The following is a 6,549-nucleotide window of genomic DNA, read 5'->3' as shown; positions in this document are numbered from 1 at the left end:
CCGGTCTTCACCCGGCTCGGCAGGTTGCCCATGCCGGGCCGCAGCCGCAGCCGGCGCAGCGCACCCAGGTCCAGTTCGGCGGCGGCCACCAGCGACTCGCCCGGGCCCGCCTGAGCGAGCACCCGCCCCTGGTGGTCCAGCACCTCCGAGCCGCCGTTGGTGGAGTCGCCGGGGATCGCGATGCCCGTCAAGCCGCCGCTGTTGGCCGAGACCACGTAGGCGAGGTTCTCGGCGGCGCGGGCGCGGCGGGCGATCGCCTTCGGGGTCAGCGCGGGCGAGGAGGCCTCGGAGGTGGGGTGGCAGAAGACCTCGGCGCCGCGCAGAGCCAGCGCGCGGGCCAGCTCCGGCATGAGGATCTCCTCCGAGGCGAGCACGGCCAGGTTGCCGATCTCGGTGCGGGCCACGGGCAGCACGCCGTCGATGCCGTAGACCTCCAGATAGCGCTCCCACACGTCGTACGGACTCGGCGTGAACATCGAGTGCAGCCTGCGGTAACGCAGCACCACCTCCCCTTGCGGGGACAAGATCACCGAGGCCTGGAAGTACAGCTCGGGGAAGTGCTCGTCGCGCTCATAGGCGTTCACGCACAGGAACACCTCGTGCCGGGCGGCGATCTGGGCCAGCGCCTCGTATTCAGGACCGCCGGGGTCGAGCGCGGCCTTCTCGCGCCACTCGGGGAAGCTCTCGCGCATCGGGAACCCGGTCATGACGTACTCGGGCAGCACCACCAGGCGCAGGTCGCGGCCGAGCCAGCCTTTGCTGCCGCCGACCTGCTCGCCGATCCGCCCGATGGCGGCGCGGATGGCGGCGCGCGGATCCGGATCGGCGTTGACGGCCCTGGTCTCCATCTGGAGCGCCAGGGCCGTGTAGGCGGTCACGGGCGCCCGTTGTCCGCGCACCAGCCGGCCCAGGTGGTGGCGCCCTTGCCGAGCTGCTTGTTGTAGAAGGAGCTCCAGGAGTTCTCGCCGGCGCCCGGCGCGGTCGGCGCCGCCTTGTAGAGTGGGTAGTTCGCCTCGACCTCGGCGCGCAGCCACGGCTCGACCTCGGCGTAGGAGTTCAGGGACCAGCTGCGGGCGTGGTAGGTGAGCTGGCCGCGCACCTCGCTCTCCGCCAGGCACATGAACGGCGCCCACGGGCTCGTACGCGCCCAGCTGATCTTCGTCTTCATCGCGCCGGAGGGGACGGTGCCCGGGATGGTCCTGACGGCCGCCTCGCGCTCGTCGACGGAGAAGTCGAACATCTCCTGTGCCGCGTACACGCCGCCCACGAGCCCGAACCGCTCGCCGAGCGCGGTGCCGAAGTCGGCGCGCACGCCGATGTCGCTGGTCCACACCGTCTCATCATGCATCGCGCGCACCGGCGGGCCCGCGTAGGAGGAGGTGACGTTGAACGGGCCGAAATTCACCGTGTCGTTGTTGATGGGGATGACCGGATACGTCTTCTGGTCGATCGGGTTCTTCCACTCCCGCAGGATCCGGGTCGGGTCGGCCGGGTCGGTGTAGACGACGATCTCGCGGGAGAGCTGGTAGAGCTGTGTCGTGTCCGGCACCCGGTACAGGCGCCTGATGTTGTAGCCCTCGATGTTGAACAGCTTCTGGCCGTGCCGTATCGCCGGGTCGAGGCTGTTGCCTTCGACGTTCGCGTACACGCTGCCCGAAATCCGGAAAACCATATCCTTGCCGTCGGGGCGTCCAAAAGTTTGGAGCGAGAGAAGGCCGCTTCGGTCGGTGACCGTTTTGTAGACCGGTCCCGGAAATGTCGGATTAATGCTCTCATCGTCCGCCGCCGCCCCCGGGGCACTCACGCTCACGAAGAGAGCGGCGAGAACTAAGGACCTGATGGCATTGCGCTTGACCATGGGTGCGCTCCGGGCGGATGAGCGGACTGGGGAGCCCATTGTGATCATCTCCCGAGCGGCACTGTCCACCGTACCCTAAAAACTGCAGTCGACTTAAAGTTTGCAGTAGACTGCAAGCATGAGTGAAGGGCTGCGGGAGCGGAAGAAGCGGCAGACCAGGCAGCGCATCTCGGACGTGGCCGTCGGGCTGTTCGTGGAGCGCGGCTTCGAGAATGTCACGATCGCGGAGGTGGCCGAGGCTGCTGAGGTGTCGGTGAACACCGTCTACAACTACTTCGCGGCCAAGGAGGATCTCGTCCTGCCGCCGGAGGAGGCCTCGCCGGATCGGCTGGCCGGCATCGTACGGCGGCGGCCGCCGGGCCAGTCGGCCGCCGCCGCGGTGCTGGCGATGCTGCGCGAGGAGGTGCGCGGGCGCGAGCGCAGCGTCGGGCTGACGCCGGGCTTCGGGCCGGTGCTGGAGATGATGCGGGCCGCCCCCACGCTGGCCGCCCGGCTGGAGGACCTCGGCCACAAGATGACCGAGGCGCTGGCCGCCGAGTTGGTCGCGGAGACCGGCGCGGACGAGAGCGATCCCTTGCCGCGGGTGATGGCCTGGCACATCGGGTGCCTGCACGCGCTGGTCTACGCCGAGATCGGCCGCCGCACGGCGGCGGGGGAGCGGCCCGACGCGATCGCCGCGGCGGTGCTGGAGTTGCTGGAAGTTACGGAAGGCGTGCTGGGCGAGCAGGTGCTGGCCTATGCCGTACGAGAGGAGTGAGCGGTGTTCAGGGTGACGATCAGGGGAAAGTTCAAAGGGCTCGACGACGCCGGGCGAGCCGCCGTGCTGGCCGCGAGCGGCGCCGCCTACACCGAGGCCGGGACGTTCACCCATGACCAGAGCGTCACGGCGTTCACCTTCCGCTGCCAGGTGCCGGCCGGGCCGGACGACGGCGAGGACGAGGCAGCACTGGGGGCGATGGTCGCGCTGGAGGCGCATGGGCATCCGCACGAGATCCTGCAGCTCGCGGTGACCGACATGCGTGACATCAAGGTGCGGCGCCGTCGCTAGTCCCATATGTGGGATATATTCCCTGTTATGAGACGGGCGGAGGAGGTGGAGGCCCGGCTCGCCGGGCGGCTCTCGGAGCTGCGCCTCGAGCGGGGCTGGTCGCTGGAGGAGCTGGCGAGCCAGTCGGGGATCAGCCGCTCGACGCTGTCGCGGCTGGAGCGGGGGGAGATCAGCCCGACCGCCGCCCTGCTCGGCAAGCTGTGCCACGTTTACGAGCGGACGATGTCGCGGCTGCTGGCCGAGGTGGAGTCCGAGCCGCCGCGGGTCGTACGGGCCGGGGCGCAGGCGGTCTTCCGGGACGAGGAGTCGGGGTTCGTCCGGCGTTCCGTGTCGCCGCCGCATCCCGGGCTGCGTGGCGAGGTCGTGGAGGGAACGCTGCGGCCCGGTGCGGACATCTCGTACGAAGCGCCTCCGGTGCCCGGGCTGGAGCAGCACATCTGGGTGCTGGAGGGGGCGGTGGAGATCACCGCCGACGGCCACACCTACACCGTCGAGACGGGCGACTGCCTGCGCTTCCGGCTGTGGGGCGCCTCGCGATTCCGCTGCCCCGGCCCGTCCCCGGTCCGCTACGCCCTCCTGGTCGTCCTCCCCTGACCCATCGCCCCCGGACCTCAGTTGAGATGAGGAATCGTATGCACACCATCGAACGCCTGTCCGCCGCGGAGTTCGACGCCACCGTCAAGGACCTGGCCGACCTCCTGGTCGACGCCGTGGACAGCGGCGCCTCCGTGGGGTTCCTGGCGCCGTTCGACCATGAGGAGGCCGCCGCCTGGTGGCGGGCGCAGGCGCCGGCGGTGGCCGACGGCAGCCTCCTGGTCTGGACGAGCCGCGACGAGGGCGTCATCACCGGCACCATCAGCCTGGCCCTGGCACGCAAGCCGAACGCCCGCCACCGCGCCGAGATCGTCAAGCTCATGGTGCACCGCGGCGCACGGGGCCGGGGCCTGTCGCGCGCCCTGCTGGACACGGCCGAGCAGGCCGCCCTCGCCGCCGGCGCCGGCCTGCTGCTCCTGGACACCGAGACGGGCAGCACCGCCGAGCACGTCTACCTCACCGGCGGCTGGACCCGCTACGGCATCGTCCCCGACTACGCCGGATCCCCGGACGGCACGCTCCAGGACTGCAGCTTCTTCTACAAGCGGCTCGCCAAGGCAGGCTGAGCCGGCCCGCGGTGCCGCCGTGTAGGCGCTCACTCCTCCCGAGCGCGTGCCCTTGAGAAGGTCACCGATTCGATGCGTCCGGAGAAGACGCAGTCCACGAATTCGGCGTCCATGAAGTTGAGGCTGACCAGGCTCACGTCCAGGAAGGAGCACGAGATGAATGTGGCCCGGCCGGGATCGAGGCCATCGCCTTTGAGCGTGCTGCCGTCGAACACGCACTCCGTGTAGGGATCGCCGCAAGCGGCGACATCGCACGCAGTCACACCGTGGGCGCACCCAACGGGACAGTCGCCGAACCTCGTCCCCGTGGATGACGAATTTTTGGCAGATTCGCCAAAAACCGCTAGCCTGCTCGCATGGCACGTCCGAGGAAGTTCGACGCTGATGCGGCCATCGACGCAGCGATGGACACGTTCTGGACCAAGGGCTACACCGCGACCTCGACCGATGACCTGGCCGAGGTGACCGGGATGCTCCGCGGCAGCCTCTACAACGCCTTCGGTAGCAAGCGGCGTCTGTTCGAGCTGGCGCTGCGCCGTTATCGGGACAAGGGTGCGGCGGGGCAGAACGCCATCCAGGCGGGCCTGACGCCGCTGGAGCGCATCCGGCAGCTCATGCTCAGCGGCGTGGACCGGACGGTGGCCGACCGTCGCGGCTGCCTGGCGGTCAACACGGTCACCGAACTGGCCGGTGCGGACCCAGACCTGTCGGCGCTGGCCCGCCAGTCTTTCACGCGGCTCGAGGCCGCGCTGGTGGAAGTGGTAGAGGACGGCAGGGCCCGGGGCGACATTCGGGTCGACCGCCCCGCCCGCCTGCTCGCCCGTCAGGTGATGAGCGCCTTTCATGGCCTGCTGGTGCAGGCCAAGGCGGCCTACGACGTGCAGTCACTGCACGAGACCATCGAAGCGGTGGTCGCCGATCTACGCGCTTGAGCCCGGGCCGAAAGGGCTTTCACGCGCCCAAGTTTTTGGCAGATCCATCAATAACGGAGAAGTTATGTTCCTACTGCCCGTCATCCTGGCGGCCTTGTTCATGTACGGCTTCGACGGCAACGTCGTCAACGTCGCTCTTCCCGCCATCCAGTCCGACCTCGGTGCCGGGGCGGCGGCGCTGGAACTGGTGGTCGGCGGCTACGTCTTCAGCTACGCCACCGGGCTGGTCCTCGGGGGGCGCCTGGGCGACATTTTCGCCCATCGGCGGATGTTCCTGGCAGGAGTAGCGGCCTTCACCCTGGCCTCCGTGCTGTGCGGCCTGGCGCAGGATCCCGTACAACTCGTGCTTGCCCGCATGCTCCAAGGGCTGACGGCGGCTGCCATGGTACCCCAGGTGCTCGCCCTGATCACCATCGTCTTCTCCGCGGAGCAACGGCCACGCGCACTGGCCTGGTTCGGCGTCACCGGCGGGCTCAGCGGCGTGTGCGGCCAACTGCTGGGCGGTCTGCTGCTCGGCGCTGACGTGTTCGGCCTCGGCTGGCGCGTGATCTTCTTCATCAACCTGCCCGTTGGCCTGGTTGTCTTCGCCCTCGCCTCCGCCCTGCTGCCGCGCGCCGCCACGGCCAACCGCCCAGCTCTGGACGGGATCGGCGTCCTGGTCATCTCCGGATCGTTGGCGCTGGCACTGGTGCCCCTGGTCCTTGGCCGGGAGGAAGGCTGGCCGGTATGGACCTGGATGCTGCTGCCGGCCTCCGTGCCCGCATTCTGGGCCGCCCTGGCGTGGGAGCGCCGCCTGGCCGCTCGGGGCGGTCAGCCGCTGCTCGACCTGACGTTGTTCCGTGGCAAGGTCTTCACCACCGGCCTGGCCATCAACGCCGCTTTCATGGCCTTCTTCACCAGCTTCGTCTTCGTGGTCAGCCTGACCCTGCAGACCGGCTTCGGGTTCAACGCACTCGGCGCTGGACTCGTCTTCACCCCCATGGCGGTGCTGGCCATGCTCGCTTCGCTGACGGGCAAGCGCCTGATCGCAAAGTACGGGCTGCGCGTCATGATCGCCGGCTCCGCAATCACCGGGCTGAGCGTGCTGCTGATCGCAGTCGGACTACAGGTCGAAGGGGATCGCCTCGCTGTCCCGTGGCTGCTGACCGCGACGGGTCTGATGGGCATCGGCAACGGTCTGATCCTGCCGTCGCTGATCGGCGCGCCGATGACCGGGATCGCCCCCGCACAGGCGGGCGTCGCCTCCGGCACGCTCTCCACCGCCCAGCAGTTCGCCAGTGTGACCGGTGTGGCCGTTGTGGGTGGGATCTATTTCGCGGTGCTCAACCAAGGTGGGTACGCCACGGCGGCAGAAGTGGCCGCGTGGATCGCGCTCGCCCTGGTCCTCACCATGATGGTGCTGGCCCTACGGCTGGCCAGGGCCGTAGCCGCGCAGCGTCCGCCCAGCAGAGAGCAGTCCGAGGTCTTGGCCTCCTCCTGAAAGCCCGTTTCACAACGCCTGCCTGACCGCCTCGAGATCGGCCAGGCGCTGGGCGGGCGCCAGGCGCGCGG

At 69.3% G+C, this 6,549-nt stretch carries 9 protein-coding genes; 6 read left to right on the top strand and 3 right to left on the bottom strand.

Annotated features, from left to right (window positions below):
* A partial coding sequence (locus AB0J09_RS52485) for a nitrilase-related carbon-nitrogen hydrolase (RefSeq protein ID WP_360709463.1) occupies nt 1-878 on the bottom strand: 878 nt, incomplete at its 3' end.
* Nucleotides 875-1,672 (bottom strand): DUF1838 family protein, encoded by a 798-nt coding sequence (locus tag AB0J09_RS52480; protein ID WP_360709460.1) that lies wholly within the window; start codon nt 1,670-1,672, stop codon nt 875-877. The genes AB0J09_RS52480 and AB0J09_RS52485, both read right to left, overlap by 4 nt.
* A 304-nt stretch (nt 1,673-1,976) precedes the next feature.
* Here AB0J09_RS52480 and AB0J09_RS52475 point away from each other — a divergent pair, with 304 nt between their 5' ends.
* The 4 genes from AB0J09_RS52475 to AB0J09_RS52460 are packed head-to-tail and all read left to right on the top strand — an operon-like array spanning nt 1,977 to nt 4,066.
* The gene (locus tag AB0J09_RS52475; RefSeq protein WP_360709458.1) at nt 1,977-2,615 is read left to right on the top strand and encodes a helix-turn-helix domain-containing protein; all 639 of its coding nucleotides are present in this window, start codon (nt 1,977-1,979) and stop codon (nt 2,613-2,615) included.
* 3 nt (nt 2,616-2,618) lie between these two features.
* Nucleotides 2,619-2,906 (top strand): DUF6204 family protein, encoded by a 288-nt coding sequence (locus tag AB0J09_RS52470; protein WP_360709455.1) that lies wholly within the window; start codon nt 2,619-2,621, stop codon nt 2,904-2,906.
* A 27-nt stretch (nt 2,907-2,933) separates the two neighbouring features.
* Nucleotides 2,934-3,500: an XRE family transcriptional regulator gene (locus tag AB0J09_RS52465; RefSeq protein ID WP_360709452.1), complete on the top strand. Its 567-nt coding sequence runs from the start codon at nt 2,934-2,936 to the stop codon at nt 3,498-3,500.
* A gap of 38 nt (nt 3,501-3,538) precedes the next feature.
* Entirely contained in the window at nt 3,539-4,066 is a 528-nt protein-coding gene (locus tag AB0J09_RS52460) for a GNAT family N-acetyltransferase (protein ID WP_360709450.1), read from the top strand.
* A 29-nt stretch (nt 4,067-4,095) separates the two neighbouring features.
* Here AB0J09_RS52460 and AB0J09_RS52455 read toward each other — a convergent pair whose 3' ends face one another.
* Nucleotides 4,096-4,281: a hypothetical protein gene (locus AB0J09_RS52455; RefSeq protein WP_360709448.1), complete on the bottom strand. Its 186-nt coding sequence runs from the start codon at nt 4,279-4,281 to the stop codon at nt 4,096-4,098.
* Nucleotides 4,282-4,422: 141 nt separating this feature from the next.
* Between AB0J09_RS52455 and AB0J09_RS52450 the strand changes: the two genes are divergently transcribed.
* Both AB0J09_RS52450 and AB0J09_RS52445 read left to right on the top strand, forming a co-directional pair.
* Nucleotides 4,423-4,998 (top strand): TetR/AcrR family transcriptional regulator, encoded by a 576-nt coding sequence (locus tag AB0J09_RS52450; RefSeq protein WP_360709445.1) that lies wholly within the window; start codon nt 4,423-4,425, stop codon nt 4,996-4,998.
* A 64-nt stretch (nt 4,999-5,062) separates the two neighbouring features.
* Entirely contained in the window at nt 5,063-6,478 is a 1,416-nt protein-coding gene (locus tag AB0J09_RS52445) for an MFS transporter (protein ID WP_360709443.1), read from the top strand.
* The last annotated feature ends 71 nt before the right edge of the window (nt 6,479-6,549 follow it).

The sequence above is a fragment of the Nonomuraea sp. NPDC049784 genome (assembly GCF_040659615.1).
Lineage (GTDB): Bacteria > Actinomycetota > Actinomycetes > Streptosporangiales > Streptosporangiaceae > Nonomuraea.
The sequence above is the reverse complement of the archived record's forward strand: the minus strand, read 5'-3'. Positions and strand labels throughout refer to the sequence as shown.

Coding starts and splice junctions, on each gene's coding strand:
- AB0J09_RS52480 (WP_360709460.1), bottom strand. CDS start 1,672: ATGGTTTTCCGGATTTCGGGCAGCGTGTACGCGAACGTCGAAGGCAAC.
- AB0J09_RS52475 (WP_360709458.1), top strand. CDS start 1,977: ATGAGTGAAGGGCTGCGGGAGCGGAAGAAGCGGCAGACCAGGCAGCGC.
- AB0J09_RS52465 (WP_360709452.1), top strand. CDS start 2,934: ATGAGACGGGCGGAGGAGGTGGAGGCCCGGCTCGCCGGGCGGCTCTCG.
- AB0J09_RS52460 (WP_360709450.1), top strand. CDS start 3,539: ATGCACACCATCGAACGCCTGTCCGCCGCGGAGTTCGACGCCACCGTC.
- AB0J09_RS52450 (WP_360709445.1), top strand. CDS start 4,423: ATGGCACGTCCGAGGAAGTTCGACGCTGATGCGGCCATCGACGCAGCG.
- AB0J09_RS52445 (WP_360709443.1), top strand. CDS start 5,063: ATGTTCCTACTGCCCGTCATCCTGGCGGCCTTGTTCATGTACGGCTTC.